The sequence below is a fragment of the Streptomyces sp. ML-6 genome (genome assembly GCF_030116705.1).
In the GTDB taxonomy this organism is placed as follows: Bacteria; Actinomycetota; Actinomycetes; order Streptomycetales; family Streptomycetaceae; genus Streptomyces.
This window is the reverse complement of sequence record NZ_JAOTIK010000002.1, coordinates 397,974-423,951: the sequence shown is the minus strand read 5'-3', so window position 1 is coordinate 423,951 and position 25,978 is coordinate 397,974. Positions and strand designations below refer to the sequence as shown.

At 69.1% G+C, this 25,978-nt stretch carries 23 protein-coding genes and 4 pseudogenes; 11 read left to right on the top strand and 16 right to left on the bottom strand.

Annotated features, from left to right (window positions below):
* Window positions 1–132 precede the first annotated feature (132 nt).
* Window positions 133–711: a TetR/AcrR family transcriptional regulator gene (locus tag OCT49_RS35865; RefSeq protein WP_283856343.1), complete on the bottom strand. Its 579-nt coding sequence runs from the start codon at window positions 709–711 to the stop codon at window positions 133–135.
* A gap of 182 nt (window positions 712–893) precedes the next feature.
* On the opposite strand from OCT49_RS35865, the gene OCT49_RS35860 reads away from it, so the two are divergent.
* Both OCT49_RS35860 and OCT49_RS35855 read left to right on the top strand, forming a co-directional pair.
* Window positions 894–2,318 carry an MFS transporter gene (locus OCT49_RS35860; RefSeq protein WP_283856342.1) on the top strand — a complete coding sequence of 475 codons (1,425 nt, stop codon included), beginning with the start codon at window positions 894–896 and terminating at the stop codon, window positions 2,316–2,318.
* A 194-nt stretch (window positions 2,319–2,512) separates the two neighbouring features.
* Window positions 2,513–3,172 carry an O-methyltransferase gene (locus OCT49_RS35855; protein ID WP_283856763.1) on the top strand — a complete coding sequence of 220 codons (660 nt, stop codon included), beginning with the start codon at window positions 2,513–2,515 and terminating at the stop codon, window positions 3,170–3,172.
* Between the two features lie 20 nt (window positions 3,173–3,192).
* On the opposite strand, the gene OCT49_RS35850 is transcribed toward OCT49_RS35855, so the two are convergent.
* Window positions 3,193–4,200 carry a GlxA family transcriptional regulator gene (locus OCT49_RS35850; protein WP_283856341.1) on the bottom strand — a complete coding sequence of 336 codons (1,008 nt, stop codon included), beginning with the start codon at window positions 4,198–4,200 and terminating at the stop codon, window positions 3,193–3,195.
* A gap of 88 nt (window positions 4,201–4,288) precedes the next feature.
* Here OCT49_RS35850 and OCT49_RS35845 point away from each other — a divergent pair, with 88 nt between their 5' ends.
* On the top strand, window positions 4,289–5,125 hold the full coding sequence (locus tag OCT49_RS35845) for a dienelactone hydrolase family protein (RefSeq protein WP_283856340.1): 837 nt from the start codon (window positions 4,289–4,291) through the stop codon (window positions 5,123–5,125).
* A gap of 471 nt (window positions 5,126–5,596) precedes the next feature.
* Here OCT49_RS35845 and OCT49_RS35840 read toward each other — a convergent pair whose 3' ends face one another.
* From OCT49_RS35840 to OCT49_RS35830, 3 genes and pseudogenes are all read right to left on the bottom strand, one after another.
* Entirely contained in the window at window positions 5,597–6,421 is an 825-nt protein-coding gene (locus OCT49_RS35840; RefSeq protein ID WP_283856339.1) for a glycoside hydrolase family 3 C-terminal domain-containing protein, read from the bottom strand.
* 79 nt (window positions 6,422–6,500) lie between these two features.
* Window positions 6,501–7,184, bottom strand: a pseudogene (locus OCT49_RS35835) (glycoside hydrolase family 3 N-terminal domain-containing protein); the annotation flags it as partial.
* Between the two features lie 250 nt (window positions 7,185–7,434).
* On the bottom strand, window positions 7,435–8,724 hold the full coding sequence (locus OCT49_RS35830; protein WP_283856338.1) for an MFS transporter: 1,290 nt from the start codon (window positions 8,722–8,724) through the stop codon (window positions 7,435–7,437).
* 96 nt (window positions 8,725–8,820) lie between these two features.
* Here OCT49_RS35830 and OCT49_RS35825 point away from each other — a divergent pair, with 96 nt between their 5' ends.
* Window positions 8,821–9,495 (top strand): TetR/AcrR family transcriptional regulator, encoded by a 675-nt coding sequence (locus tag OCT49_RS35825; protein ID WP_283856337.1) that lies wholly within the window; start codon window positions 8,821–8,823, stop codon window positions 9,493–9,495.
* A 518-nt stretch (window positions 9,496–10,013) separates the two neighbouring features.
* Here OCT49_RS35825 and OCT49_RS35820 read toward each other — a convergent pair.
* The 3 genes and pseudogenes from OCT49_RS35820 to OCT49_RS35805 form a co-directional block, all read right to left on the bottom strand.
* A pseudogene (locus tag OCT49_RS35820) lies at window positions 10,014–10,912 on the bottom strand (aldo/keto reductase).
* Window positions 10,913–11,102: 190 nt separating this feature from the next.
* Window positions 11,103–11,767 (bottom strand): annotated as a pseudogene (locus OCT49_RS40235) (transposase).
* Window positions 11,768–11,838: 71 nt separating this feature from the next.
* Entirely contained in the window at window positions 11,839–12,270 is a 432-nt protein-coding gene (locus tag OCT49_RS35805; protein ID WP_283856335.1) for a hypothetical protein, read from the bottom strand.
* Window positions 12,271–12,708: 438 nt separating this feature from the next.
* Here OCT49_RS35805 and OCT49_RS35800 point away from each other — a divergent pair, with 438 nt between their 5' ends.
* Window positions 12,709–13,470, top strand: a complete 762-nt coding sequence (locus OCT49_RS35800; RefSeq protein ID WP_283856334.1) for a hypothetical protein — start codon at window positions 12,709–12,711, stop codon at window positions 13,468–13,470.
* A gap of 201 nt (window positions 13,471–13,671) precedes the next feature.
* Here OCT49_RS35800 and OCT49_RS39950 read toward each other — a convergent pair whose 3' ends face one another.
* Window positions 13,672–14,115, bottom strand: coding sequence for a hypothetical protein (locus OCT49_RS39950; protein WP_349632840.1), 444 nt, complete (start codon window positions 14,113–14,115; stop codon window positions 13,672–13,674).
* 918 nt (window positions 14,116–15,033) lie between these two features.
* Here OCT49_RS39950 and OCT49_RS35790 point away from each other — a divergent pair.
* From OCT49_RS35790 to OCT49_RS35780, 3 genes are all read left to right on the top strand, one after another.
* Complete coding sequence (locus OCT49_RS35790; RefSeq protein WP_283856333.1) at window positions 15,034–15,633, top strand: SgcJ/EcaC family oxidoreductase; 600 nt, start codon at window positions 15,034–15,036, stop codon at window positions 15,631–15,633.
* Window positions 15,630–16,355: an SDR family NAD(P)-dependent oxidoreductase gene (locus OCT49_RS35785; RefSeq protein ID WP_283856332.1), complete on the top strand. Its 726-nt coding sequence runs from the start codon at window positions 15,630–15,632 to the stop codon at window positions 16,353–16,355. The genes OCT49_RS35790 and OCT49_RS35785 overlap by 4 nt, the downstream gene beginning before the upstream one ends.
* 495 nt (window positions 16,356–16,850) lie before the next feature.
* Window positions 16,851–17,402, top strand: coding sequence for a GNAT family N-acetyltransferase (locus OCT49_RS35780; RefSeq protein ID WP_283856331.1), 552 nt, complete (start codon window positions 16,851–16,853; stop codon window positions 17,400–17,402).
* 145 nt (window positions 17,403–17,547) lie between these two features.
* Here the strand turns inward: OCT49_RS35780 and OCT49_RS35775 are convergent, their stop codons facing one another.
* The 4 genes from OCT49_RS35775 to OCT49_RS35760 form a co-directional block, all read right to left on the bottom strand.
* Window positions 17,548–18,000, bottom strand: a complete 453-nt coding sequence (locus tag OCT49_RS35775) for a MarR family winged helix-turn-helix transcriptional regulator (protein WP_349632839.1) — start codon at window positions 17,998–18,000, stop codon at window positions 17,548–17,550.
* 397 nt (window positions 18,001–18,397) lie between these two features.
* The gene (locus OCT49_RS35770) at window positions 18,398–18,973 is read right to left on the bottom strand and encodes a LuxR C-terminal-related transcriptional regulator (RefSeq protein WP_283856330.1); all 576 of its coding nucleotides are present in this window, start codon (window positions 18,971–18,973) and stop codon (window positions 18,398–18,400) included.
* Window positions 18,974–19,126: 153 nt separating this feature from the next.
* Window positions 19,127–19,408, bottom strand: coding sequence for a hypothetical protein (locus tag OCT49_RS35765; RefSeq protein WP_283856329.1), 282 nt, complete (start codon window positions 19,406–19,408; stop codon window positions 19,127–19,129).
* A 46-nt stretch (window positions 19,409–19,454) separates the two neighbouring features.
* On the bottom strand, window positions 19,455–19,727 hold the full coding sequence (locus OCT49_RS35760) for a DUF6225 family protein (RefSeq protein WP_283856328.1): 273 nt from the start codon (window positions 19,725–19,727) through the stop codon (window positions 19,455–19,457).
* Window positions 19,728–20,126: 399 nt separating this feature from the next.
* On the opposite strand from OCT49_RS35760, the gene OCT49_RS35755 reads away from it, so the two are divergent.
* The gene (locus tag OCT49_RS35755) at window positions 20,127–21,002 is read left to right on the top strand and encodes an aminoglycoside phosphotransferase family protein (RefSeq protein WP_283856761.1); all 876 of its coding nucleotides are present in this window, start codon (window positions 20,127–20,129) and stop codon (window positions 21,000–21,002) included.
* A gap of 278 nt (window positions 21,003–21,280) precedes the next feature.
* Here the strand turns inward: OCT49_RS35755 and vph are convergent, their stop codons facing one another.
* Window positions 21,281–22,162: a viomycin phosphotransferase gene (gene vph / locus OCT49_RS35750; protein ID WP_283856327.1), complete on the bottom strand. Its 882-nt coding sequence runs from the start codon at window positions 22,160–22,162 to the stop codon at window positions 21,281–21,283.
* 71 nt (window positions 22,163–22,233) lie between these two features.
* Here vph and OCT49_RS35745 point away from each other — a divergent pair, with 71 nt between their 5' ends.
* The gene (locus OCT49_RS35745) at window positions 22,234–23,154 is read left to right on the top strand and encodes a Rieske 2Fe-2S domain-containing protein (RefSeq protein WP_283856326.1); all 921 of its coding nucleotides are present in this window, start codon (window positions 22,234–22,236) and stop codon (window positions 23,152–23,154) included.
* Window positions 23,155–23,208: 54 nt separating this feature from the next.
* A protein-coding gene (locus tag OCT49_RS35740; protein WP_283856325.1) for an IS3 family transposase occupies window positions 23,209–24,461 on the top strand; the annotation gives its coding sequence in 2 pieces (ribosomal slippage) (window positions 23,209–23,491 and window positions 23,491–24,461; 1,254 coding nt in all).
* Window positions 24,462–24,485: 24 nt separating this feature from the next.
* Here the strand turns inward: OCT49_RS35740 and OCT49_RS35735 are convergent.
* Together OCT49_RS35735 and OCT49_RS35730 are read right to left on the bottom strand one after the other, a co-directional pair.
* A complete protein-coding gene (locus OCT49_RS35735; protein ID WP_283856324.1) occupies window positions 24,486–25,391 on the bottom strand; it encodes a MerR family transcriptional regulator in 906 nt (301 codons plus the stop codon).
* 144 nt (window positions 25,392–25,535) lie between these two features.
* Window positions 25,536–25,856, bottom strand: a pseudogene (locus OCT49_RS35730) (transposase); the annotation flags it as partial.
* Window positions 25,857–25,978 lie beyond the last annotated feature (122 nt).

The window sequence follows — 25,978 nt, the reverse complement described above, 5'->3', positions numbered from 1 at the left end:
GGCGTGGTCGGCCGATGCCCGGCCCGTGACGGTCTCCGCCCGGCGGGTGAGGCCGGGACCGGACTCCGTACCGGCTCCGCACCGGCCGCATCCCCTTCGGGCGGGTGGGGGTGTGCCGGGTGCTGGGGCGCCTCAGGTCCCCGGATGGTTCAAGGTGCGCATGAACTGCTCCGTGAGCTGTTCGGTGTCGATGTCGTCCGCGCTGCGCCCGGACAGGACGTGGAAGAAGGGCGGGCCGATCAGGAGTGCGGTCGCCTGTTCCAGGGTGAGGGCGGTGCCACTCGACTTCCGTGCCGCCTCCACGACCTCTGCGGCGCTTTCCCCGAGGATGTCGCGGGAGGCGAGCAACGCGGCCACGTTCGCGTCGTGTTGGGCTTCCCCCATGAGTGCACGGTAGGCCGCGCCCGCGTGGGAGCGGGACAAGAAGGCGACGAGGGCGTCGAGATATGCCTTGAGATCCTTGCGGGGATCACCGGTGCCGGACACGGACAGTTCGTGCTGGGCATCGATGGCGCTGGCCTCGTAGAGGACCTCCGCCTTGTTCGACCACCAGCGGTACACGGTCTGCCGGCCCACGCCCGCCCGCTCGGCGATGCCCTTCATGGTCAGCGCCGCGTACCCGACCTCGACCAGCAGGTCATCGACGGCGTGCAGCACGGCGGCGCGTGCGCTTTCACTGCGAGGCCGTCCGCGACCACTTCCATCCACCATGCCACCACTTTATACGAGGCGCGGTGTCTCGCATGTGTTACCTTTTCGGTACACGGTGACTCGTAATTAAGTGTCCGGCCGTGCTTCGTGCACTGCCATCCCGGAAGGAATCGAGAGCAATGGCTCCCATACCGGAGGGCGCTCCGCGCCCGACGCGGCGATCCGGTCCGGTGCTCGCCTGCGTGAGTGTGTGCACTGCCCTGGTCGTCGGATTCGTTGCGGCGATCAACCTGGCAGTGCCGCAACTGGCCGCGAGTTCACTGCGACCGACCTCGTCGAACCTGTTGTGGATCGTCGACGCCTATGTCGTGATCTTCGCCTGCCTGGTCATCCCCGCCGGGGCGGCGGGCGACAAGCTCGGCCGCAAGGGCGTCCTCCTGGCGGGGCTCGGCATATTCGCGTTCGGCGCCGTCGTGTCGGCCGTGGCACCGAACGTGGCGGTCATGCTGATCGGGCGCGCCATCACGGGCCTCGGCGCGGCGTGCGTCCTGCCCAACTGCGTCGGCGTCCTCCTGCACGCCACCGCCCCCGAGCGGCGCCCTCACGCGCTGGCCGTCTGGGCGGCGGCCACCGGTATCGGCGGCGTCGTCGGCAACGTCGGAGGCGGCGCGGTGCTGAGCGCGGGCTCCTGGCGCGCGTTGTTCGAGACGGTGGCCCTGATCGCGGTCTGCTGCTCGGCATGGGTGGCACGTTCCGTGCCGCGCAGTGCCCGGCTCGACCGCACCCTCGACCTGCCCGGCACGCTGTTGTTCGTGGCAGCTTTCGTGGCACTGCTGACCGGAATCATCGAAGGGCCCGAACAGGGCTGGGGCAGCACGGTCGTCCTCGGCGCCTTCGCCTGCAGCGTTCTGCTGAGTCTGTGGTGGGTGCGTGTCGAACTGCGCGCCACCCATCCCATGCTCGACCCGCGGCTGTTCCGCAGCGCGGCACTCAGCAGCGCCGGCCTCGGCATGACCATCACGTTCTTCGGAAGCTTCGGGCTCTTCTACGTCAACGCCTCACTCCTCCAGTACGGGCGCGGCTTCTCCGTCCTGCAGGCAGGGCTCGGGATCATCCCCCTGACCGTCCCGCTCCTGGTGGGCACCCGTTACGTTCCCGGGCTCATCCGCCGCATCGGTGTCCCCGCGACCCTCTCCGCGGCCTTCGCGCTCACCAGTGCCGGCCTGCTGGGCCTCTCGTACGCCTCGACCATGGCCTACCCCCTGTACGCGGCCGCCCTGTTCGTCATCGGGCTCGGCATCATGCTGGCCGCGCCCTGCCTGACCGCTCAGATCGCCTCCGCCCTGCCCGTGGAGAGGGCGGGCATCGCCGGAGGTCTCCAGTCCGCGACCCGCGAACTGGGCAGTGCTCTGGGGGTGGCTGTCGTCGGCACCGTCCTCACAGCGGGCTTCACCCACCACCTGCCCGACGACCTGAGCCGGCACACACCGCTCCCGCGTACGGTGCGGGAAGCGCTCACGCTGGCCCCGGCCGACCACACCGCCGTCACCGAAGCGTTCATCCACGGCGCCAACACCGCACTGCGCACCGCGGCCCTCGTCGTACTCCTGGCCGGAGCCCTGGTCGTGGCCGGTGCCCGCCGCGCCCGGCGGACCGCCCCGCGGTAGCGGAAGGCTCCTCTCGGCTTCGCCGCCGGTTTTCCCGCCCCCGCCATGACCACGTCCAGCAACGCGACCAGACAGCTTCTCTCCTGGAAACCCACCGGCCCGTCCCCGCCCTCGGACATCGATCCAGGCACCCCCACGGCCTGACGGGACGGCATCCACCCACCGCACCACCCGAAGGAGTCAGTACTGTGCCCATGCAACCCTGCACCCTCGCAGAACCACGTGTCTCCGCCGCCCTGACCCGCATGTTCGGAGCCGCAGCCCGTGACGAGGAGACCGCGGCACGCCTGTGGAGCATCCCGCTCGACGACCGGGGATCGCTGTCGGCGCAGGAACTCGCCGACGCGGCGCAGGAGATCTACATGCCGGTCTCCGCCGACGGCGGCAAGCTCCTCTACAACCTCGTCCGCGCCACCAAGCCGACCGGCGTCGTCGAGTTCGGCACCTCGTACGGAATCTCCACCCTGCACCTGGCCGCCGCCGTTCGCGACAACGGCGCGGGCCGGGTCATCACCACGGAGATGAACCGGATCAAGGCGGCCTCCGCCCGCGACACCTTCGCCGCCACCGGCCTCGACGACGTGATCACCGTGCTGGAGGGAAACGCCCTGCAGACGCTCGCCGCACTGCAACAGCCGGTCGACTTCTTGTTCCTGGACGGGTGGAAGAACCTCTGTCTGCCCGTTCTGAGGCTCCTCGAACCACACCTCGCCCCCGGCACCCTCGTCGTCGCCGACGACGTGGACCTTCCCGGCCTCGGCCCCTATCTCGACCACGTCCGCGACACCTCCAACGGCTACCACAGCGTCACATTCCCCGTCGAGGACGGCCTCGAAATCAGCTGCCGCCTCTGACCGGGCTCCTTCTGGCGAAGTCACGGTGGCGCATCGAGCACGACCGCGCCGTCGCCGCGACGGCGGAACATCGCGCGATACTCCCCCGGTCGCCGGCCCGTGTGCCTGACGAAGATGCCGCTGAACGCCCCGGCGTCGAGGTATCCGACGTCGGCGGCGATGCTTGCGACGGTCTTGTCGGTCGTCTCCAGCAGGAGTCTGGCCCGACGCACCCGGGCCGTCTGCAGGTAGGCGAGTGGCGTCTGGCCGGCTTCGTCGCGGAAGCGACGGAGCATGGTTCTCGTGCTGACGTGGAACTCCTGGGCGAGGGCGGGCAGGGCGTAGCGGACGCTGAGGTTCTGGTCGAGCCACCGCTTGACGCCGAGCGAGAACTCCCCGCCCGCAGTGGGTACGAGCCGCGAGTCGACATAGGGGGCCTGGGTGGAACGTGCGTCGTCGACAAGCGCGATGCGCGCGGTGCTGCGGGCGACGCGCGGGCCGTCGTGCTTGCGGATGAACTGCAGCGCGAAGTCGTACATGGCGCTGAAGGCCGCTGTGGTGGTCACCCCCCGGTCGGTCACGACCAGGCTCTCCGGGCGGAGGCGCACGTCGGTGTACCGGCGGGCGAAGCGTTCCGCGAACAACCAGGACGTGGTCGCTTCGCGCCCGCCGAGCAGCCCTGCTTCGGCGACCAGGAAGGCGCCCACGCAGATCGATACGACAGCGGTTCCCGAAGCCGCCTGCGATCGGATCGATGCCACTTCCGGTCCCAGGTTCGCGAGGGTCGCGTCGAGGTCGAGCGTGGGCGAAAGTTCAAAGCCCGGCACGATCAGAACATCCACCGGGTGAACCGCCGAGACGTCGATGGCCGAGCCCCCGGACGCGATCACCCGCCGCCGGGGCGAGATGACCGACGCCGCGTAGGCCGGCTGAACCGAGCCCTGTGCCGCGGCGACGTGAGTGGCCATCGCCAAGAGGTCGGGTACTCCGAACACCTCCGACGCGAAGCAGCCGGGGTAGGCCAGCACACCAACTCGCAGCGGACTCATGCCGCCCCTCCCGCACCTCGGGAACAGGTGGCGATATTACCGGGAAACGTGGCGATGCCGCCGCTTCTCGGGAGGGCAGCCCTCCTGCATGATCCCGATCATGACAATCATGCGAGGGCAGAACGACCCGTTGGACGACTTCTCGCGGAGAGTCGTCGGCGTCGATGGCGTCGACAAGACCGTGTACGTTGCCGGGTCGGGACCGGCCGTCATCCTCATGCCCGAGATGCCGGGCATCAGCCCCGACGTCGCCCGGTTCGCGCGTTGGGTGCGCGACGCCGGCTTCTCCGTGTACATGCCCTCCCTTTTCGGCGTCGACGGTGCCTATCCGCTGGCCGAGGCCCAGGAGACCGTCGTTCGACGCGCGTGTGTCAGCGCCGAGTTCCGGGCGTTTGCCGGTGGAGGCACCAGCCCCGTCGTCACCTGGCTGCGCGGCCTCGCTCGCCTGGCGCACGCCGAGCGGGGCGGGCCCGGTGTCGGCGCCGTCGGTCTGTGTTTTACCGGCAACTTCGCCCTGACCATGGCGCTCGAACCCGCTGTCATCGCACCAGTGGTGAACCATCCGTCGCTTCCGCTCGACGACGCCGGCGCTCTGGAGATCGGTGCCGAAGACGCCGCTGCCGTGGCCGAACGCGTAGCGCGAGACGGATTGAAGGTTCTCGCCTACCGCTTCGACAACGACAGGTGGTGCACCGGCCGGCGGTTCGCGGCCTACCGGGCACTGCTCGGGGACGCATTCGACGGCCGCGTACTCCAGGCCGGGACGGCGAACACGAACCCACCGCCCTTCTTCCGCGATGTCGTCGGTTGCGCCCACAGCGTCGTCACCGCGCACCTCGTCGACCAGGACGGTCACCCCACCACACAGGCCCGGAACGAAATCATCGCCTTCCTGGCCGAGCGGCTCGAGACACCGCAGGAATGAACCCTTCGGATGGTTCTGGCCGGAGACCTGTTCGTCGGCCCGTCCTTCGCCTCGTGGGTGCCGGGACGGCCCGGGCGGTGACGCAGCGGGGGCTGTTCGAGACCGGGGCCGAGCACGCGCGCCGCAAGACGTCGGCCTGACGGCGGCACATCCGCGAGGTTCCGCGAGGTGGAGTCCGGCCTGCCCGACGGGTCCGGCACCGGAAGAGTGCCGCATGCCGTGGCCTGCCTCCGCCGGCGCGCCGTCCCCTGTCGTGGTGCGAGTGGCCCGGAGCCGGGGTGCGGGCCACACTGCACGCCCGGCCGGCCGCGTACGACAACCGCGGGGAGGTTACGGGCATTTCGCCTGGCTTGACCGGCCCCGGTCTCCGTCCACGAGCTCCGTCCGCAAGGCGCGCGACCCGGGCCGTGGCTCTCCACCACGGCCCGGGTCCCGCCGTCCTGGTGCCGGGAACAAGCCCCGCCCGGAGCGTCAACCGGAGGTCGTGGTCCGCTCCGTGTAGTTCAGCCCGTGCCCGAACGAGAACAGGGGGCCGGCAGTGTCGAAGGGAACGTCGGAGCGGCTGGCCACGACGGCCTCCATCGACGAGGGCAGGTCGAAGGGGAGCCTGCCCTGCGGCTCCGCCTCGCCGAACAGCACCTTCACGAACGCCTCTTCGGTGGCGTCGAAGTTCGCGGTGAGCGCGGCGGCGTCCTCGGCCAGAGGGGTGAGGACGGCGGGACGGTCGAGGTAGACGTCGATGACGGTGGGCACGGTCCGGCAGATGCGGCGGACCCGCTCGATCTCCTCCTCGGGGAAGTCGAGGGACCCGGCGTGGAAGAAGTACTCCAGGGTGCCCTCCTCACCGCGCTGCTCGAAGGGGGCGGCCAGCCGCAGCACGGCGACATCGGCCTCTTCGGGGGCGTCGACCAGGTGCGCCCGGTTGCCCAGGGCAGCGGCGGACAGCCCCTCGGCGTAGAGGCGCAGCGGTTGTGCGGCCAGGGGGAGCTGCGCGGGGCCGGAGCCGTTGGCGAGCAGGACATGCGCTGCTGCCTGGGCTGCGAGCCCTTCGGCGCGCGCCTCGTCCGTGCCGACCCGGATGTCGGCGGCGGCCGTGTCGACGAAGGGGTTGTCGAACAGGCCGAGGCGGAACTTCTCGCGCAGCAGGCGGTGCACGGAGGTGTCGAGGCGCTCTTCGGTGACCTTTCCGGCCTTGACCAGGTCCGTGAGTGCCTGGGGCCGGAACTCCCCGCCGAACTGGTCGACTCCGGCGTCCAGTGCCTTGATCATGCGTTCCTCGAAGGAGAGGTGCTCCACACCCCCAGTGGGTGCGGCTGAGAATCCCCCAGTCGGTGCACACGATTCCGTCGTAGCCGAGCGTGTCACGGAGCAGTCCGCCGATGATGCCCTTGTTGAAGCCGAAGCCGACTTCTTCGTATTCGGTGCCGATCGGCATGCCGTAGTACGGCATCATCTGGGCAACACCGGCTCCGATGACGGCCTTGAACGGTTCGAGGTGGTGGTCGAAGTTGCCGCCCGGGTACACCTGCTCGCGCCCGTAGGCGAAGTGCGGGTCCTCGCCGTCCAGCTGCGGTCCGCCGCCGGGGAAGTGCTTGGCCATCGCCGAAACCGACTCCGGTCCGACCTGGTCGCCCTGGAGGCCCTGGACGTAGGCGACGGCCAGTTCGGAGGTGAGGGAGGCGTCCTCGCCGAAGGTGGCGCTGATGCGTGCCCAGCGCGGCTCGGTCGCGAGGTCGATCTGGGGGTGCAGCGCGACCCGGATGCCCACGGCGAGGTACTCGCGCCGCACGGTCTCGGCCCACTTCTTCACGAGGTCGGGCGAGCCGATGGCGGCGAAGCCGAGGGGCTCGGGCCACTGGGAGAACGGGCCGGCCATCAACGCGGTCGCGGGGTTGTCGGTGAAGGAGTGGCGCGGGTCGCTGGAGATGGTCACGGGGATTCCCAGCGGCTGTTCCAGGGCGACCCGCTGGATGGCGTTGTGCCATTCGGCGAGCTCATGTGCGCTCTTCGCCCACAGGATGTTGAAGTGGTTGATGCGCCGGGAGAGGAGGGTGGCCATGCTCGGCATCCCGAACAGGCCGGGCTCGTCGAGGGCGGCGACGCTGCCCATGGCGTGGAACATCAGGCCGGCCTTGGCCTCGACCGGCATGCGGGTGAGCAGGTCCTCGACCCTCTGGTCGATGCTCAGGGCCGGGTCCTGGTAGGGGAAGCGGGATTCGGTGCCCATGGCGGGGTGCCCTTCTTCGGTGGTTGGGGTGGGGGTGGGACGCGGCCGACGGGGTGGACGGAGCGCGGCCCGGGTGGGGGTGTCAGTCGGCGTTCTTGATCCGGGTCACGAGCAGCGCCCCGATGAGGCAGAACAGTGCGGCGACGGCGAACCACACCGAGTAGCCGGAGCCCGCGAGCAGCGAGTCGCCCAGCGGGATGACGACGAGGCCGGCGAGGAACGGCGACAGGGAACTGGGCAGTGTGTTGGCGATGTTGAGCACGCCCAGGTCCTTGGCGGTGTCCTCCTTGTTGGGCAGCAGGCTGATGCTGAGCGCGTTGTCGACCGCGAAGAACATGCCGGCGCCGCAGCCGATAACGGCCTCCAGCACCAGCAGGGTGCCCAGTCCCGCACCGTCCAGGAACGGTGTGACGATCACGGCGGCGAGTGCCGCGGACATGACCAGGCCCGAGCCGATCACGAACGGCTTGCGACGGCCGGTGCGGTCGGACAGCACCCCGCCGACGATGCTGAAGATCACGAGTGCGGTCACGTTGACACCGTTGGCGAGGGCGTTGAACCGCAACTGCTCGGCGGTGTCCTTCATGCCGAAGTCAGCCGCGAGGAAAAGCGTCAGGTAGCCGGTGAGGGCCCCGTAGCCGAGCATGATGAAGAACTTGCTCAGCCAGACCCAGCCGAGGTCGGGGTGCTTGCGCGGGTCGAAGACGAACGACAGCAGCAGGCTGCGGATGCCCAGAGGCTGGGAAGGCGCCTCGGTACACACCCGGTCCGGCAGCCGGAAGGCGAACCACAGCCCGAGCACGAGCGCGACGAGGGCCGGTACGAGGAACCGCAGCAGGTCGCTGGGGAGCGCGGACAGGAGGACCGCCCCCGCCAGCATGCCGACCGGTCTCACCGCCCCGACGATGCCGGACACACTGCCTCGTCTGGCGTCCGGCACGTGGTCGGCCACGGTTGCCCCGGCGGCGGCAAAGGCGAAGTTCGCCGCGCCCTGGGCGATGCACCAGCCCACCAGCAGTACGGGAATGTTGGGCGCGACCGCGCAGACCGCCAGGCCCGTGGCCATGGCGGCCAACCCGCCGATGATGAACGGCCGGCGCATGCCGAACCGGGAGGTGCAGCGGTCCGAGAGCCGGCCGGCCAGCGGTTGGCACACCATGGCGAACGCCGCGCCGGTACCCGTGACGAGCCCGAGACGCGAGGGGGCGGCCGTCACTCCGACCAGATGCTGGATCTTGACCGAGAGACCACCGATCACCGGGGCGAGTACCGCGAGGTACATCCCGAACTGTCCGATCGCCAGGCGGCGCACGAAACCGCGCGGCACTTGCGACGGCTCGGCCGCGACAAAGGGCGGAGATGTATCGAGCATGAGGGCTTCTTTGGGGCCGGCCACGCCGGCCTGGCAGTTCGCCCAATTGCTACATGTGTGTAACTTTCTGTCAAGCTCCCCTGATACCGTTCCTCCATGCCACCGTCAGCTCAGGCGCCACTGTCCCCGCCCGCCCCCCGTCGGTCCGGAGCCGGGCAGCAGGGCGGCTACGCCAAGGGCCGCGCCCGGCGCGCCGCGATCATCCACACCGCCGCCGAGCACTTCGCGCAGCACGGCTTCACATCGGTGACGATCGTCGAACTGGCCGCCGCCTGCGAGATCTCCCGGGCCGGACTGCTGCGCTACTTCCCCGACAAGGAGTCGCTGCTCCAGGCCGTCCTGGAGGACCGGGACCGTCTGGACCGCGACCGCTTCCAGCCCTACACACGAACTCCGGGCGGCCTGGGCATCCTGCGTGGAATGGTCGACCTGGCGGGCCACAACGAGCTCTCGCCCGTTCTCATCGCACTGTTCGTGCGCCTCTCCGCGGAGGCCTCCGACCCGGACCACCCCGCCCACCCGTACTTCGCCCGGCGCTACGCCCGCATCCGGCAGGGCACCGCCCACGCGATATGCAAGGCCCGCGACGCCGGCCACGTACGCCATGACGTGGATCCCGACGAGGCCGCAGTGCGCCTGACCGCCCTGATGGACGGCCTGCAGGCGCAATGGCTGTTCGACCGCGACGTCGACATGGCTCACCACGTACGCAGAGCGATACTCGACCTCCTGACCGAACAGGGCAGAGCCACGTTCGACACCACACGCTGAGACGACAGCGCCCCCACTCCCAGGACATCCCTCCGGCGGACACCGAGGTTTCCCGAGGCGCGGGGGATGGGCGGCAGAAGACCGGCTGGGTCTCATGAGGGGAGCCCAAAGGAGGCCTGCGCGGAGGAAGCGCCCGCCGGAGTTGCGTGGGCGTGCGGTCCGGATGTGCCGGACCGCCGGACCACCGGACCGAAGCCCATGATCCGCCGCGTGGCGGGGGAGCCCGGGGTGCCTCACGAGGCCCTGCGTCACCGGGGCCGCCAGGCCGAGGCAGGTGTCGGCGAACGCGGCGGCGGGCCTTCCCCCGCTGATTCGCACGCGCCAGCGGCGCGAACACCTCCCTGGCCTGGCAAACTCCTCCAGCCGACCACGACACGCCGCGAGCCCATCCACCCCCACATCGGCAGGAAACCACCACCATCGCAGTCTGCCCGGACACGTAACAAAGCCCTACTGGGAGCCTCCTCGATCATGTTCGGTTTCCGGGGCTTGCTCAAGTACCGGTGATTTGGCCGGCATCAGGATGCGGAGCGGCCGATCGCATCGAGTACCTGGAATTCCTCCTGCGTCAGTCGGAGGGCCCCCGCTGCCACGTTGTCGACGAGGTGTTCCGGGTTGCCCGTCCCGGGGATGGCCAGCACATGGGCGCCTTGCTGCAGGATCCACGCCAGGCGGACCTGTGCAGGTGAGACGTCGTGCGCGCGGGCCACGGCGTGGACCTGGTCGTGCTCGGTCCGGACGGCTCCGGCCTCGCGCCCCTCCCCGGCGATGGAGAAGAAGGGCACGAATGCGATTCCGTGTTCCGCACACGCCCGGAGCATCTCGTCCCCGCCGGGTGCGTCGATGCCGTAGCGGTTCTGGACGCAGACCACCGGTGCGATCTCCAGGGCCTGGTCCAGGTGTTCTGGGCGGGCGCCGGAGATGCCGAGATGGCGAACGAGCCCCGCGTCGCGCAGTTCGGCGAGGGCCCCGAAGTGGTCGCCGATGGAGCCCTGGTCCATGAGGCGGAGGTTGACCAGGTCGAGGTGGTCGCGGCCGAGTTGGCGCAGATTTTCCTCGACCTGGCCGCGCAGCTGGTCGGGCCGCGCCGGGGTGGCCCACTCACCGCCGGCATCCCTGACCGGGCCGACCTTGGTGGCGATGACGATATCGTCCGGACAGGGCGCCAGCGCCGTGTTGATGAGTTCGTTGGCGGAGCGCAGCCGGGAAAGTAGAACGCCGCGGTGTCGATGCGGTTGACGCCGACCTCGACCGCGCGGCGCAGGACGTTGATCGCCTGGCTGCGGTCGCTGGGGATGCCCTGGTGGAACGCGGCACTGCCGGTCAGGCGCATGGCGCCGGAACCCATCCGGTTGACCTTGAGGTCACCGAGCATCCACGTGCCGGCGGCTGCCGCAGAGACCGTGCACGACGTCATCTTTTCCATCAGCTCCATCCGGTCGGCCATCGCCCGTCAACGGTTCAAGGCGCGGCGGTCCTGGAGTATGCGCAGGTGGCAGCCGTGACGGGAAGGCGTGGAGCGTTGGGGGAATGTCACAGCGCGACCGGGAATCCTGAACACGAACTCCGAGTTGTCACTGGTGATGCTTCCGTTCCATGAGCGCCTGTCAGGAGCGGAGCCAGATGAGGAGTGCGGCGGCTGTGAGGGTGCCGAGGTGAACGTGGGCGCGCTTGTCGTAGCGCATCGCGACCGCTCTGAACTGCTTCACCTTGTTGATCGCCCGTTCCACCGAGTTCCGTGCCCGGTGGCGGGCCTTGTCGAACCCCGCAGGCCGCCCGCCACGTGACCCGCGCTTGCGGCGGGCGGCACTTCCCGTCCGCGCGCAGGTGCACCCTGGTGGTCAGCCCGCCGCGGGAGCGACCGAGGGCTTCGCTTCCCGCCCCGCCTCCTCCAGGAGCAGGTTCAGGCGCGCATGTGCGCACGCAGGTGAACTGAGCTTTGTACGACCCTCTTTGAGGCCGTGGACGGTGTCGGAGGCGGGGCTTGCGGGGCGTCGGCGGTGTGCTGATGGGCACGGATGGAGGTGGAGTCGTCGACATCGCCCTCGGCGTCGGCAACGGCCTGCACATGCTGGAGCAGCCTCTCCCATGTACCGTTGGCTGACCACAACTGATGGCGCTCATGAACGGTCTGCCACGGACCGAAGTGTTCGGGCAGCTTGCGCCACTGACGGCCGGTACCGAGTCGATGAATGATCCCACTGATCAACTGGCGGTGATCCCGCCACCGGCCGCACCGGTTGTTGCCCTTGGGCGGTACTGGCTCCAGCACCGCCCGCTCGCTGTCCGCGAGATCCCCCTGCTGAGCATGCCCAGATCAACGAGTCACTTGATCGAGGAGACCTAGATGACGATCGGGTTGACTTCCACGGTGCACCCCGTCCCGATCACCACGAGCGTCTCCACCGGCACGGTCTCCAGGATCTTGCCGAAGACGGCGACCGAGTCGGTGCAGTACAGCTGGGTCGAGCCCTTCCCCGGTTCCTTGGAGCGGAGCACGACCGGTCCGCGATTCGGGTAGGGCTGGACCTCGGAGTACGGATCGGTGCGCTCTTCCTGCTCGCAGCCCAGGCCGAGAGCCTCGGGATCGTTCAGCCCCAGCCGCCGCGCCGCCTCGTGGACCGCGTCGACGGAGAAGCCGAGCGGGGGGTGGTTGAGATCGACCGTGCCCAGCGAGCACATCCGTGCCGGGGTGTCCTGGGGAGCCGCCTCGGCGGGCGAGGCCAGGGCCAGGGCGACCAAGGCGGCGGAAACGACAGTGAGAGTCCTTTTCATGCCACTGATGATCGCCCGTCCTCGACCGACAAAAGCGGTCTTCAATGCTTGAACACGAACTCTTCGCGCTTTCTCGGTATACACGCGCCCCCTCCAGCCACGTACCCCGGGCCGAAGGGCGCACGCGGAGGGCCGGTCGCACCGGCCCGTCACCCCCGGGCGCAGCCGCCCCGCCGAACCCGCAACCACAGGGGCAGGGCAGGTGTCGTCCCCAGGACGATGCCGTGCGGCCGACCGACCGGCCGGCCCGAGCGCCGCGCCGGCCTGTGCCGGCGCCGTACGCTTCCCACCGGGCGGGCCCGGGGCGCGGTCGTCATGAGCAGGGGGAGGACTCGGCACGGAAGCCTTTGTGACGGTCCGTCGGGACGGTGCAAGTGGTCCGTTTTTGCCAGGTGACCCACCGGTGCTTTCGCCGCGCTCCGTGGATAGGGTCCACGGATGGTCCACTCCTCATACACTCTTCTACAATCCTCGGCCGCCTTCTCCCTCGCGGCCGAACGGATCGGGGACGCGTACGCCCGGGTCAGGGGCGCACTCGTCAGGGACGCACTGTTCGCCCGGGACGCCGACATGTACGGCGTCACGGTCGACGAGCTCGACCGGAGAATGCGGCAGCCGCCCGACCGGCTGGACAGCGAAACGTCGTGGGACTGGCTCGACGGCCCCGACCAGTACCGGTGGGCGGCGCTGCGGGTCCTGGCGGAGGCGTATCCGCCGGCGGACGAACAGGAACTCGCGGGGCGCACCGTAGTGCCGGAGAACACGATCCATGTGATCGCGGCCGACGTGCACGTCGACGGGGACCTCGTGCTGGAGGAACAGGCGATGCTGTTCGTCCTGGGCAGGCTGCGGGTCACGGGGGCCCTGGTGGGCCGGGCAGGTTATTCCGTGGTCGCCGGGCGGGAGATCGAGTGCGCCGATGGTGCCACCGCGGGCGAGGTTCTGGCACTGGACGGCATCCGGTGCCCCGGCACCTTCTACTTCGGCCACAACGACTGCTCCGCCCGTGCGGCGTCGTACGACGGCGGCGTCCTCGTCGACTTCGAGCGGGACAACGCGTTCGGCCGGGTCGATGTCCAAGAGCGGTTCACCGACTGGGACTTCCCCGCCGCGGCCCGGGCCCTGGGACTCCCCGAGGACGAGGACGACATGCTGGAGGCGTACACGAAGAAGCTGCTGGGCGAGCAGGGCGGGGTGTGATCGCGCGGTACCCCGATTCGCCGTAGAACACGTCGGCCGGCCGCTGGCGGGCTGCGACGATGCCTCTTCCCAAGCGGAAGGCATTTGTTCATTTCCGTACGGGTGGGGGCCGCGGCGTCGAGCTGACCGCCCCGTTGTCCCAGGTCGTCCTGCCGACCCGGGCCCATCAGTAGTACGGCAACGGGTTTCGGCTTCCGGTGCTCATGGAACCGTGGACGTTCGCCGGGGAGCCGGAGCCCGGGCGGCCGTCGTGAAGGCGGGGGACGAGATCGATCCGGACGAGGCGGCGGCCCGCGGCATCCAGGTAATGGCCCGCAGCATCCAGGCGATGGCCGCAGCATCCAGGCGCTGGTCCACGCCCTGGCCGGGGCCGCGCCCGGTGGGGTCGTCATCGCACCGCGAGACACCCGTGGCGTCGTGCTGCTCCCGGAGAAGCGCGGCGGCGCCTGCGGCGGCCTGGACGGGTCCGATGGCCCCCACATGATCTGTGCGGTGTGCGGTCTGCCAGTGGCAAGCCGGATCGACGACTGCTTGCCACTGGCAGGCCATGCGGCTTGCCCCGGACGCCGTGCGCCGCCCGGTCGCGAGAGGCGCGCAGGCGGCGGGCCTCGCGGTGGTGGTGGCGGTCGGCTGATGCGGGCCCACGGGCACGACGGTGCCGATGCCGGGCAGGCCGTCCGGGTAGTGGCCGTTCCCGGTGCATGTCCTCCCTCTGGCAGCTGTGGGCAGCGGGCCGCCCCCAGCTGCTGGTCGGTCTGCTCCCGCACTTCGGCGATGATGGCGGCCGTCATGCCCGCCCGCGTAGCGAGAGCGGCGGCGGGGAGCGCCGTGGCCATGTTGTGTTCGCCGAGGGGCGGACTGCTGCAGCGGGTCAGCGCGACCGGGTGGGCGGCGCCTTCGAGTAGCAGCCTCCGCTCTTCGTACATGCGGGAGATCCGTTCCCTGAGCAGTGCCAGTCGGGCATGCAAGCCCGCTGCGTGCTCCTTGGGGGCGGGCCCGGCGGCGGTCGCACCGGGGAGGCGTACCGCGTCCAGGCCCGAACTGGCCGTGTCCTACGGGTGGTCGGGGTGACGGTGGGCGTGCACCGGGCGGCGCGACGGGGTCGATGGGCAGCGGGTCGAGCGCCGCCTCGCTGGTGCGGTGGACGGTGGCCACCGGGGGACGCCGGCCCTTGTTCTTGCCCGAGGTGATGACCGGCCTCCGGGCGATCTGCGGTACGGGCACGCCGTTGGCCCGCAGACTGCGGGAGCAGTCGGCCATGTCGTCGTCGACGACCGCGGGGCGCCCGCCGTGTCGGCCGCGCTCGCGGGCGGACGCCTGGCCCTCCAGGGACTTCTCCCGGATGTACTCGCGCTCGGACTCCGTCATGGCGTGCAACCGCACGGCGTCGATGCAGGCGCGGAAAACCGCCCGCCGTTCGTCCCGTTCCGTCATCGGCAGCATGATCCCCTTGCTCGATCTCTTCTTTCGTGCAGATAATGCATGTGTGCAGTTGCTGCGCGAGAGCAGTTATTGTGGTGCGGTTGCCGCCGTGCCACCACCACTGAACGGAGAGTCCTCGCCATGAACCGCAAGATCGTCAAGCGCGCCGTCCTGGCTTCCACGCTCGCCCTCGTCCTCGGCGCGACCGGCGCCTATCTCTATCTCGACGTCACCTCCGACGTGCAGCGCATCGGCGCCGAATCCTGTGCCGAGGTGATCCCGGCCGACGCCGACCGCCGCGACGGCAAGGCCGTCTGCGCCACCCTCGATGCCCTCAGCGACGCCTGGGAGCGTGGTGACGCGGAGGCGTACGGCCGTCAGTTCACCGAGGACGGCACGTACACCACCTACATCGGCAGCCACTACGAGGGCCGCGCCGACATCACCGCGAGCCACCACGCGCTCTTCAATGGCTTCCTCAAGGGCAGCAAGCTCGCCGCCAGGTATCTCGACATGCGCTTCCTGACCAAGGACGTCGCCGTCCTCACCAGCCGCGGTGCCGACTACACCGGTGACGAGCCCGACGCGGACGAACTCTCGAAGGTGACGACCTTCACCCTGGTCCGCGAGACCGACGGCGCCTGGCGGATCGGCGCGTTCCACAACACCGAGCGCAGCAACGTCATGGAGCGCTTCTCCTTCCTCTACGCCCCGGACACCGCCCCGAAGGCGGAAAAGTGACCCGCGCCTTGATCACCGGCGCCACCGGGGGCATGGGCCACGCCCTTGCACTGGCCCTCGCCGCCGAGGGCCACATCATCACCGCCGTCGCCCGCACCGAACGCCACCTCAAGTCCCTGATCGGTGAACTCGGCGGCCCTCACGATTACTTGACCGCCGACCTGGCCACCCAATCGGGTCTGCGCGACACCGCTGCCGCACTGCGCGCCAGACCCTACGACCTCCTCGTCAACAACGCCGCGCTCGCCCCTTCCGGGCCGTTCGACCACACCGATCCCGATGCACTCCGGGCGGCGATCCGCCTGAACTGCGAGGCCGTCGTCGCCCTCTCCCACGCCTTCCTCGCCACCGCCCGGCCAGGAGCCGCTCTCGTCAACGTCTCCTCGACCCTCGCCTTCGTGCCCAAGCCCGACCGGGCGGTCTACAGCGCCACCAAAGCGTTCGCCACGTCTTTCTCCGAGGCCCTGTGGTACGAGCAGAAGGGGCGCGGCGTCTACGTACTGGCGCTCTGCCCCGGCCCCACCGCCACTCGCCCCGGCCTGCACGCGGACACCCCGTCCGCCCTGGTCCAGTCACCGGAAACAGTCGCCGCCACCGCGGTCACCGCCCTGCGCGAACGCCGCCGCCCCGCCGTCGTCTCCGGCCGCGCGAACACGCTCTTCGCCGTAGCCACCCGCCTCCTCCCGCGCGGAACGGTCCTCCGCCTCCTCGCCGACGGCTGAGGCGGCCCCTCCGCCCGGTGAGTGGCAGCGGGAGCGGGGCCGGGTGTCCCTGAGCGGGCCGGGCGCCGCACGATCCCGGAGAGGTGTGACCAGGCGGACCAACCGCAGAAAGCACTGTCCCGACGGTGGCCGGCCCGGTGGGCCCCTCTCCTCATCCGCATCGCCCTGCCGGCCGGGCGGGGTCAGGGCGGCTCGGCGTCGACCGAGTTCCTGACCCCGTCGATCCTCCTGGGGTTCCTGCTCACCTTCGTTCCCGCGCTGCTCGCCCGGAGGCTGCTGAGAAATCGCTTCCTTTGGTGATTTGGCTCGCTGTGCTGGGCGTGACGAGCCAAACGAGATGACGTCGTCTGACTCCCGGATCCTGTACCGTCCGGACCTGGCCGACGACTGCCCCACTGGCATCGGCCTGATCATGGACGGCTGACCAACGTTCAGTCGTTTCGCGCCAACAAAAGGCATGGCAGGGGCTCAGCCGCCGTCATAGGGTCAGCCGGCATGGCCGACAGTCATCACGACAAGCGCGTCTTTCCCGAACTCGAAACCGGCATCGCCGGATTGACGTTACGTGTGCTCACTGCGGAGCAAGCCGATGAGTATTACGCGCTCATCGGCCGAAACCACGAACACCTCACTCAGCACGGCGACTACCAGGAGCTGGTCGCATCGGACTACGAGACAGTACATGCCGAGCTGCTCAACGACCCCAATCCGTCCCTCCGTTGCGGCATCTTCCTGCATGGCGCCCTCATCGGCCGCGTTGACCTTGTGGCTGTCAACCCGCCCTGGTACGGCTTCGGATACTGGCTCGACCGCGAGGCAACGGGACATGGATACGCCACAGCAGCCTGCCGTGTGCTGATCGAGTACGGAGCCACTGCGCTGGGTGCCACCGACATGTTCGCGGGCGTTACCCACGGAAACGACAAGAGCGGCGCTGTGCTGACCCGGCTCGGCTTCAAGGCCACCGAGGTCTTCGAGACCTACACCCGATACCACCGGCCCCTCGTCGCCCAGCCCTGCGCGTATCCCCCACAACGGTGCTCCTGAGAGCAGGTGCGCGAGCAGCTGAAGGCCGAACTCGGCGCGGCCCACGAAGAGTTCTCCCTGGACTTCGGCCCCCACCCCCACCCCTCTTGCCGCCGCCTTCTCCGTGGGCGCGAGAGCCGGGGTCGGTGACGGTCGACCCTCGACGTCACTGATCGCGCAACTGCTCGGCGGCTTCCTGGTACGCCGTGGCGGCACGGGCGAAGTAGTCGAAGAGGACATCGAGCTGCTCCGGCGCGTAACTGCCGAAGATCTGACCGATCTTCTCCCGGGCGGGCGCCATGACGCGGTCGAGCTCGACGGGTTCGCCGACCGGCTCGACGCTCACCTTGCGCCGGTCGCTGGAATCGGGCACACGGCGCACGTAGCCCGCCTGCTCCAGGCGGTCGACCAGACGGGTGGTCGGCCCGGTCGTCAGGCCGGTGCGCGCCGCCAGCTCGCCCGGCGTCATCGCACCCACCAGATGAAGGATGTTCAGCGCATACAGATCCGTGGCGCCGAGGTTGCAGGCATGGGCGCTCGCGTGGCCGTGCAGCAGCACCGCGCTGAGGTACTGGCGGTAGACCTCGCCCGCATCAGGGCGCATCGACGGCGTTGACAAGGGTTCCTCCACTCCTTGGTCTCTTCTCAAGAGAAGAAGTTTCCTTCATGTAGTGAATTCTCTTGGGAAGTTATCACGGGAGGGTACGCCCATGAACGCCGTCAGCACCCCATACCCGGAGCAGGCCGAGCCCACTGAGGGCCCGAGGCGCCGCTCGCCCTCGCCCACTGGCTCGTCCCCGGCGAGAGAGTGGTTCTGCGCAGCTTCCCACCGGACCTGGACGTCGGCTTCCCGGGCAGCCGCTTCTCCGGCGATGACGACACCTTCTACTTTCTCCACCTGCGCGATGCCCAGCGCTTGAAGCCCTCCCCGTCACTGCCCACCCGCATCGACGGCGTACCCCTCGACATCGCTGCCCCCGCCGACATGACTGAGCCGCCACCGTTGTACGGCGGTGTCACACCCCTGAGCCGCCCGGTCCGCCCGATCTGTCCAGCTTGCCCGGCAGCGCGGGGCCTTCTCCGACTCGCGCGATGCCCGGCTCGTACGCGAACACCACCGCCTGGGCGCGGCTGCGGAGGTTCAGCTTGGCCATCAGCCGGTGGAGGTGGGTCTTGAGGGGGGAATCGCTGACGCACAGGCGCTCGGCGATCCCCTCATTCGCCAGGCCCTGGGCGATCAGGCCGAGCACCTCGATCTCGCGTCCGGTGAGCAGGCTCGTCGCGTCGGCCCCGGGCCGGACCGCCTGCTGGGGCTGTTGATCCTGGACGGCGTGCTTCTGGATGAGGCGGCGGATGTGGGCCGGGGCGACCAGGAGGTCGGCGAAGAGGGCCGCGTTGACGGCGCTGATCAGCTGCTCGGGCGCCACGTCCTTCAGCAGGAAGCCACTGCAGCCGGTGCGCAGGGCCGCGTAGACGAACTCGTCTTCGTCGAAGGTGGTGAGGACGACGATCCGTGGAACCGGGTCGAGACCGACGGCACGGGGACCGCGCCGTCCGGCTCTGCGAGCGTCTTCTCGACCAATGACCGCCATCCGGATGTACTCGAATGAACGTCGTGTATGGGTCGGCCCACGGCGACACTTGAGGAAAACGCAACCGGAACCGCCCGTACCAACGATCAACGCGCCAACGAGCATCGTGCCTGGGAACAAACGCCCCGGACAGCTCGACCGGACGAGGCTCCCTCATGAGCTGAGCATATGAGACATCGCCGTCGGACCCCTGAAGCCCGGTATCCCGTCGGCAAGTCCTTCCGAGCCCGGCATGCCGGGCTCGAGCACAAGGCTTTCATCAAGGCTCAGTGAGACACCCCCACCTTCACGCATCACCTGACCCACAACTCCTGACAACTGTGCCGGCGTGACATCCTCTCCCGTCACCCGGATGGCGTCGGCGGTCTGCTGGAGGAAGTAGCTGCACTCGCTGGACTTGTAGTGGCCGGTGAACATCGCAGTCACCGGGATCACGAAGCTGATCCCGGCTGGGGTGACACACTGTCAGGTCATCTCCTTCTCAGTCGAGGCGGTCGTAGGCGCCCGGTTCCCAGTCGACGAACAGCGTCAGCGCTTTCTCGGTCTCGGTGCGTTCCGGTTCGGTGGCGGTGGCCGGCCACCAGTTCTCGACCCGGTGGGCGTCCACGAGGACACCCTCGCGGTACCCGTCGAAGTCACCGGGGTCTTCCGCCACACCGATGTGGATGGGCGCGTCGTCGGGGAGGTCCTTCAGCGCGTCGCGGAGTTGCGCGGCGTTCCAGATCTGCGGGGCGTGCTCGAAGATTTCGGTCATGGGCGCAGGCTGCCGGAGCGGGAGCTCCTGGCAGGGGAGGCGCGACTGTGTTCCCGGGCCAGAGCACTGGTTCGGAGGTACCGGGGCCGGAGTGAAAAGCCGAACACCGGTGGTGGATCAGCCCCAGCCGGTGGACCCCGTACCGTCAGCCCGCATCGAACTGGTCCGGCCATGTGCGGGAGCGGCTTCCGAAGGGTTCCGCACCGTTGTGCAACATGGTTCCTCATGGTCGGGCCCAGGTGATCCGCCCCAGGGAAAGCTGAGCAGCTCTCGTCGGAGGCCGGTGACTGCTCTGGTCGATTCGCTCGTCGGCTCGCGTTCGCAGCGCGTGGTGGAAAAGCGGTGGACGAAAATCGCACGAGCGGCAGACTGACCCGCGTGAAACGACTGCTGGTGGATGTGGAGAGCGTCACTGCTCGGTTGGTACGTCGATTCGGTCCCCAGGTTGCCGACTGGTGCGCCGACGCGCCGGATCTCATTGCCCGGCTGACCTCCCAGTGGGGACTTTCGCTCGGCGAGTCCCTCCCGGACGGTGCTTCGTCGGTCACGTTGCGGTGCCGTTGGCCCGACGGCACGCCTGCGGTGCTGAAGATCAGCCCGGAGCAGGCCCTTATGGCCGAACAGGCCGGAATGCTGGGATGGTTCGCCCCCTCGGGCCGGGTGCCCTCTGTGCTGGCCGTCGACGAGGAGGCGGGCGCAATGGTGCTGGAGGAGATCGTGCCCGGAACGCCGGCGGAGGACATGCCCGCAGCCTCGCTTCCGGAACGGTGGTCGGAGCTGCTCGCCGCCCTGCACGGGGTCGCTCCGCCTCCGCTGCCGACGCGTGTGCTGCGTGAACGGTGCGAGGAGGCCTTCGCCCGGGTCGGCAGGCGGCTGTCCGAACCTGCGATCAGCGCACGGATGGACGTCACCGTGTGGGACAGGGCCCTCCAGCGGTGCAAGCGGCTGCTGGACACGGAAGCGACGACCGTACTGCTCCACGGCGACCTGCACCTGGGCAACGTGCTCGACGGCGGCCCGAAGCGCGGGCTCATGGCCATCGACCCGAAAGCCTGTATCGGTGATCCGTGCTTCGACGCCGTGGACTACGTCGTGGCCGGCGCCGGACTGGAGGGCGTCGAGACCCGTTGCGCGCGCGTGTCGGCGGCGTGCGGGCTCGACGGCGACCGGCTCCACGCCTGGAGCCAGGCGATCGCGCCGTTTGCGGCCATCGCCCACCTCGGTGCCGGCGGTGAGGGACCGGTGATCGATGAACTGCTCGCGTTGACCCGGTGAGCACACCCGGTATCCCCGATCGCCTCGTGCCCCGCACTCCGCGCCTGGCTGGGGACGGCATGTCCTTCGCTCGATCTTCCCTACGCTCAGCCTTGGCAGGGCGGAAGAACGCGTACCCGCCGAGGGAACCTGCTCGGCCGCTACAGTTTCACCACCTCGACTCCGTCCGGGACGTCAGGCTGACCAGCAAGGCGCTGGTGGGAGCGGCAGGTGACGGCGGGGGAGGGCCAGGCATGCGCCTGACCCTCCGGCCGGAGCAGTGCCCGCCCCGGCGGCCCCTACCGATAGTCGCTGAGGCCGTCGGCGAGCTCCTCCTCGTCGCCGTCGCGCTGCGCGTAGAGAGCCTGCTGGAGGGCGAAGGTGCCGCGGATCGCCGAGATTCGCTCGGCCGTTCCGTTGTCGGCCCAGCCGCCGAGCGCGAGCACCCGGCCCAGCAGTTCCTCGCCGTAGCTTGCCCCGATGGCGGCCAGGTCCTCGGCTGGGTCGCCGATGCCGACCTCGTCCCAGTCGACGACGCCGCTCAAACGCGGCACGCTGTCCACTGTCTCCCACAGAACGTTCTCGCCACCGAGGTCACCGTGGACCATGGCGGTGGTGAGATGAGGCAGGGCGTCGAGCGCGACGAGCTCGCGCTCGGCACGCTCCCGGCCGCCGGCGGACATCAGCGGAAACAGTTCGGCACGTACCCCCATGGCGAACTCCTGCCACTCGCCCGCAGGCGCCTCCGGCAGCGCGGCGCGCATCTTCTCCTCGTTACCCGCCGCCGCGAGCCCGGACAGCAAGGTCACGTACTGCCGGGCAACCGCCTCCGCCACCTCGGGGCTGCCGAGCACATCCTCCTCCAACGGCGCTCCAGGGATCCGGCTCAGCACCAGGTACGGCGATTCGTCCGTGCCTTGCTCGCCCTCCTCGGAGAGCGGCTGGGGGGTGCGGAATCCGAGGTCGATCCTGGCCAGGGCGCGCAGCATGGCCGCCCTGCCGGCCAGCCGATCGGCAGCCGCCTGGGTGCGGGCAAGGCACACCACCCGGTCCGAGCCGATCACTACATGGTGAAACTGACCTTCATGGACGGTGAGTTGGTCCACCGTGTCCTCAGGCAGCAGCCGGCTCAACAGATCGCGGTGCATCTCAATGATTCCCATGGTGGGCGAACTCTCCACTTCTCAGATGCTCGTCGGCTGACGCCTGGTGCATGCCGACGTGTCGAGTCATCAGAAACAGGGGTGTGACGATGGATCCGGTCGAATACGAGATGCTGCGGCACATGTGGTTCCTGGTCGCCCGGGTCCCCGACCTGAAGAACGGCGTCGCGAGTGGCAGCATCCTCGGCGAGGAACTCGTGGTCTACGGGAACGAGGGCTCCGTCACCGTCGCGCAGGGCTTCTGCCCGCACCGAGACGTGGCGCTGCGACTCGGGCAGCTACGCGACGGAGCACTGGAATGCCCATACCACGGTTGGCTGTTCGAAACGGGCAGCGGGCGGTGCACGTGCATTCCCTCGCTCCCGCCAGGCCGGGGCAGGGTGCACACGGCACTGCGCACCTATCCCGCCGAGGTCGCCTACGGTCTGGTGCGGAGCTGTCTGGGCGATCCGTTCCTGCCTCTGCCACGGCTGCCCGAGTACGTCGATGACAGCTGGCGGCTCGGCGCATGCGAGCCGTACACACCGAACTGCGGTATGCGGCTGCTGACCGAGAGCTTCCGGGACAAGGCCCGCTTCCCCTTCGTTCACGCGGACTCGATGGGCCACGTGGACAAGGTGGTGAAGCCCTATCGCATCACCCGGGACGGCCGGCGGCTCGGCTGGTCTTCTTCGCCGGGCTCCGAAGGGGTGCCTGAGGATCTGGCCGGGGAGTTCAGCCATCGGCTGGATTACCACATCACCATGCCGGTGTTCGCCTTGATCTGCGTCTCCTCGCCGTCCGGCGGGCGCCGGCTGGTCGCACAGGTGGCCACTCCCGTCTCGGCGGACGGCAAGACGGTACGGCAGTTCTGGCTGGCGGGCACGGACGCCGAGTCGGCCGCGCAGGAAAGCCGCCCTGGCCGACGTACTCGGCTTGAACGGCAGGTCTTCGAGGAGGACCACCCCCATCGTGGAGAACCAGTGGTCCGTCGAGCGCACCGCTCGACGTTCACTTTCTGTTTTAGGTAGCGGGTGAACCGCCCCGGGTGAAGTGGAGACTCGATTTCATGAAAGGATCGAGTCATGGCACGACCTTCCCGTTACCCGCTTGAGCTCCGCCGACGTGCGGTGCGCATGGTCGCCGAGGTGCGCGACGACCACCCGAACGAGACCGCCGCCTTGCAGGCGGTGGTCGAGAAGCTGGACATCGGCTCCCGCGAGACGCTGCGGAACTGGGTGAAGCAGCACGAGATCGACGCGGGGACCCGTCCGGGGACCACGACGGAGGAGGCCGCCCAGGTCAAGGCTCTGAAGAAGGAAGTCGCCGAGCTGAAGCGGGCCAACGGGATCCTGAAGGCCGCGGCGTCTTTCTTCGCGGCCGAGCTCGACCGGCCACACACACGCTCGTAGCGTTCATCGACGAGCACCGGGACCGCTTCGGCGGCGTCGAGCCGATCTGCCGTGTGCTGAGCGCACACGACTGCAAGATCGCCCCCTCCACCTACTACGCCCACCACAAGCGCCGGACCGTGCCGTCCGCCAGGACCGTGCGGGACGGCGAGCTGAAGGAACTGATCCAGCACGTCCACGACTCCAACTACCGTGTCTACGGGGCGAGGAAGATCTGGCGTGAGCTGAACCGGCAGGGCCACCGCGTGGCCCGCTGCACCGTCGAGCGCCTGATGCGCGAGCTCGGCATCGCCGGAGCGGTCCGCGGCAGACGTGTGATCACCACGCTGCCCGGCGGCCAGTCCGAACGGGCGCCGGATCTGCTGGACCGCGACTTCGTCGCCGCTGCCCCGAACCGCTGCTGGGTCGCGGACTTCACCCACGTCAAGACCTGGTCCGGTGTCGTCCACGTCGCCTTCGTCGTGGACACCTTCTCCCGCCGGATCGTGGGCTGGTCCGCAGCCACCGCGAAGGAGACGGTCTTCGTCCTGGACGCCCTGGAGATGGCCGTGTGGCAACGTGACCGAGACCAACATCCGGTGCGGCCAGGCGAGTTGATCCACCACTCGGATGCCGGATCGCAGTACACGAGTTTCCGGCTCGCCGAGCATCTGGACACCGCCGGCATCGCCGCCTCGATCGGATCGGTCGGTGACGCCTACGACAATGCCCTGATGGAGAGCACGATCGGCCTGTTCAAGACCGAGCTGATCAAGCCCCGGCGGCCCTGGAAATCGCTCGCCCAGGTCGAGTTGGCCACCGCAGAGTGGACCGACTGGTACAACCACCGCAGACTCCACGGTGAGATAGGCCACGTCCCGCCCGTCGAGTACGAAGCCAACTACTACATGGAATCCACGAAACCCCAGGTCACAACCACAATCTGAGATCTCTACCGAACCCGGGGCGGTTCAGGGTGAGTCTTGGGCGGATAGTTCTTCCGCCAGTTTCATACAGCGCAGACGGGCCGGAGAGAAGCCGTAGGGCATCTTGCCGGTGGCTTCGAACACGCTCATGGAATCAGCCTCCCGCCTGCCAGAGCCGAGGTCGGCCTCGTCCTCGTCGTCATCGGCGGTGGCAGGGTGCAAAGTGTCCCAGGCGTCAAAGAGGGCATCGTCGTCCTTACCCAGGCCGGACTCCTCGATGACGGCCTGCAGGGCGCTTTCGAAGGCGTGCCGCTCGAAGGCCACTTGAGCCACCCGTGGATCATCGACGGCGACACTGTCATCAAGTGCCTCCTCGGCGTCATCGATGCGGTCGGAATCCTCCCGCAGAGTGGGATGCGTGGCCAGGGCGACGAAGCGGGTGGCCTGGACGGCTGCGCCGAGGGGGCCGAAGATCCGCTCAGTGACCAGCAGACTGTCCAGGTCCGCCTGGCGCAGGGAGCCCTCGGGCAGGCTCTTGAGGCGTTCGGTGACGAAGCCGGAGAGCAGGCCCATCCGGCTGCCTTCGGTGCGCATCCGCTGCACGGCGGTCCGTTGCCGCCGCAATTCCGCCTCCTGCTCGGCGAGGGTTTCCTCCAACCGCTCCAGGATGCCCGCGATACCGTCTCCGCTGTCCGCACCGGCGGAAGCCGTGCCGGTGGTAAAGGCGTCACGGATGTCGTGCAGGGCGATCCCGGCATCGGCCATCTTGCGAATCCACAGCAGGCGGATCATGTCCTCGTACCCGTAGCGGCGGCGGTCATCGCCGCCCCGCTCGGGCTCGGGGAGCAGGCCGATCTCGTGGTAATGGCGAATCGCCCGTGGCGTGCTGCCGACGAAGGCCGCCGCGTCACCGATCTTGACCTGGCGGGGTGGCATGAAAGACGAATGCATGAGCAGGGACCTTCCTCAAGGCATCGGGACGTAAGTCCACCGGATCACATGCCGCTACGGAAGGTGCAACCCCATACACACCGCGCCGTGCCAATACCAGGAAATGTGCCCTTCCTCCGTAATGACCGCAAGGCCGTCCTTTGCTGCTGGGGCATCCGCGCGACGGCAGGCTGAGGGTTCACCGCCACGCCCGCGGCGCCTGCGGGTGCGGACCTGATCGGCCGGCTCAGGAATCGTGCACCTGATGCCACGTCTGCGCAGGGAGGCGCGATTCGCGCGTGAAGAGTACGCCTTATCGCCTCGCACCCGCAGCGGGCGGCTTCTCGGCCGACCGACTCCAGGCCGGGGTACCCCGATCGCGTTCAGGACCGGCTCGAACTGCGGACTGTCGCCGCGCTGCCCGGCGGTGATCAGCAGCGACAACGGCTTCTGTCCCTGCTCACACGTCAGGTGAATCCTCGTGGTGGGGGCTCTTGAGACGAGCCGAAACCTGCGAACCCGACGATCCCCGCCTCGGTTTCGGCTACCAGTACTCCCGATGATGGCCACCGTGCCTCGGTGATGCGTGTCCTCCACTCGGACTCTTT

Coding starts and splice junctions, on each gene's coding strand:
- OCT49_RS35865 (WP_283856343.1), bottom strand. CDS start 711: ATGGTGGATGGAAGTGGTCGCGGACGGCCTCGCAGTGAAAGCGCACGC.
- OCT49_RS35800 (WP_283856334.1), top strand. CDS start 12,709: ATGGTCCACTCCTCATACACTCTTCTACAATCCTCGGCCGCCTTCTCC.
- OCT49_RS35845 (WP_283856340.1), top strand. CDS start 4,289: ATGATCCCGATCATGACAATCATGCGAGGGCAGAACGACCCGTTGGAC.
- OCT49_RS35855 (WP_283856763.1), top strand. CDS start 2,513: ATGCAACCCTGCACCCTCGCAGAACCACGTGTCTCCGCCGCCCTGACC.
- OCT49_RS35830 (WP_283856338.1), bottom strand. CDS start 8,724: ATGCTCGATACATCTCCGCCCTTTGTCGCGGCCGAGCCGTCGCAAGTG.
- OCT49_RS35735 (WP_283856324.1), bottom strand. CDS start 25,391: ATGCATTCGTCTTTCATGCCACCCCGCCAGGTCAAGATCGGTGACGCG.
- OCT49_RS35790 (WP_283856333.1), top strand. CDS start 15,034: ATGAACCGCAAGATCGTCAAGCGCGCCGTCCTGGCTTCCACGCTCGCC.
- OCT49_RS35805 (WP_283856335.1), bottom strand. CDS start 12,270: ATGAAAAGGACTCTCACTGTCGTTTCCGCCGCCTTGGTCGCCCTGGCC.
- OCT49_RS35770 (WP_283856330.1), bottom strand. CDS start 18,973: ATGGCGGTCATTGGTCGAGAAGACGCTCGCAGAGCCGGACGGCGCGGT.
- OCT49_RS35745 (WP_283856326.1), top strand. CDS start 22,234: ATGGATCCGGTCGAATACGAGATGCTGCGGCACATGTGGTTCCTGGTC.
- OCT49_RS35780 (WP_283856331.1), top strand. CDS start 16,851: ATGGCCGACAGTCATCACGACAAGCGCGTCTTTCCCGAACTCGAAACC.
- OCT49_RS35850 (WP_283856341.1), bottom strand. CDS start 4,200: ATGAGTCCGCTGCGAGTTGGTGTGCTGGCCTACCCCGGCTGCTTCGCG.
- OCT49_RS35760 (WP_283856328.1), bottom strand. CDS start 19,727: ATGACCGAAATCTTCGAGCACGCCCCGCAGATCTGGAACGCCGCGCAA.
- OCT49_RS35825 (WP_283856337.1), top strand. CDS start 8,821: ATGCCACCGTCAGCTCAGGCGCCACTGTCCCCGCCCGCCCCCCGTCGG.